Raw genomic sequence first — 1306 nt, forward strand, 5'->3', positions numbered from 1 at the left:
GCAACAAAAAGCATGGATCAGACCCGAGCAACCTGAACAACCACAACCMGCCGTTCCAGATTCAACGCCAGCACACTCGCCAGCACCACCAGCCCACCAACCACGATCATCAATGTCGGCCGCTCGCCGAGTGCATAAGACGCAATGACCATCGCCGTCGGCGGCGTCAGATACAGCGTCATCGTCGCCCGGCTCAAGTCGACATGCGCCAGCACATAGGCCCAGGCCAGGTACGCCAGGGCACTCGGGAAAATCCCCAGCGCCAGCACGGCGAACTGCACATGCAGCGGCGCAATCGCGACTTGATCCATCAGGCCGGGCAGATAAATCAACAACAACACCGTCCCGGACCACACCGTGTAACACACCAGCGTCAGCCCGTCGTAACGCCCGGTGTGATGCTTTTGCAGGGCAAAGTAGAGACTCCAGGACACCGCCGCCAGCAGGATCAGCAATCCGTGGGCATCAATACTGCCCAGGCCATGATCACCCGCCACCACAATCAGCACGCCAAACAACCCGAGCAGCACACAACCCCAGCGCCACAGGCTCACCTGGTCCTTGAACACGAAGCGCGCAATCAATGTGCTGAACAGCGGCGTGGTCTGGGCCAGGACGCTCGAAGCCCCAGCGCTGACACCCTGCTGCCCGAAGTTGATCGCCACGTGGTGCAGGCTCACGGCAAAGAAACCCAGGCCGAACATCAGCGGCAGATCTCGAAGCCTGGGCAAACGAATGCCCTTGAATATCGCGACCACAGACATGAACACGGAGGCCAGCAGGAAGCGCAGGAGTGCCAGGTGCACGGGGTCGTAGGCCTGCAGGCCGATATGGATGCCGGTTGGGGAATACCCCCAGCACGCCACGACAAACGTCATGGCCAGGATGATTTTCCAGGGTGAAACGGGGGAGGGTGTGAGCGGCGTCATGGTCGTGCACCTGTGAGCGGATGCACCGAGTATCAGAAAGCGCATCGTTCGCCACAACTGACTTATACTGCGCTAACCGTTCACTATGGGTGATGTATGGAGCTGGCACAGATTCGCATGTTCAAGACCGTGGCCGACGTCGGCAGCATCGCCCGTGCGGCCGAGGTGCTGCATTGCGTGCCGTCGAACATCACGGCACGGATCAAGGCTCTGGAGGTCGAACTCGGCGTCGCGCTGTTTCTGCGTGAGGGTCGAGGGCTGCGCATCAGCCCGTCGGGGCAGACCTTCCTGGCCTACGCCTCGAAAATTCTCGCCCTCACCGCCGAGGCCAAGCGTGCGGTCGACCCTTCGGCCGAACCCTCGGGGCCATTGCGAAT

Annotated in this window: 2 protein-coding genes; one reads left to right on the forward strand and one right to left on the reverse strand. The window is 61.3% G+C overall.

Annotation, left to right across the window (positions count from 1 at the left end; genetic code table 11):
* Positions 1-17 precede the first annotated feature (17 nt).
* On the reverse strand, positions 18-929 hold the full coding sequence (locus tag ACXRVY_RS29625; protein WP_458239035.1) for a DMT family transporter: 912 nt from the start codon (positions 927-929) through the stop codon (positions 18-20).
* Positions 930-1025: 96 nt separating this feature from the next.
* On the opposite strand from ACXRVY_RS29625, the gene ACXRVY_RS29630 reads away from it, so the two are divergent.
* On the forward strand, positions 1026-1306 hold a 281-nt coding region (locus ACXRVY_RS29630), incomplete at its 3' end, for a LysR family transcriptional regulator (protein WP_458239036.1).

The organism is Pseudomonas sp. P5_A2_2 (assembly GCF_054177685.1).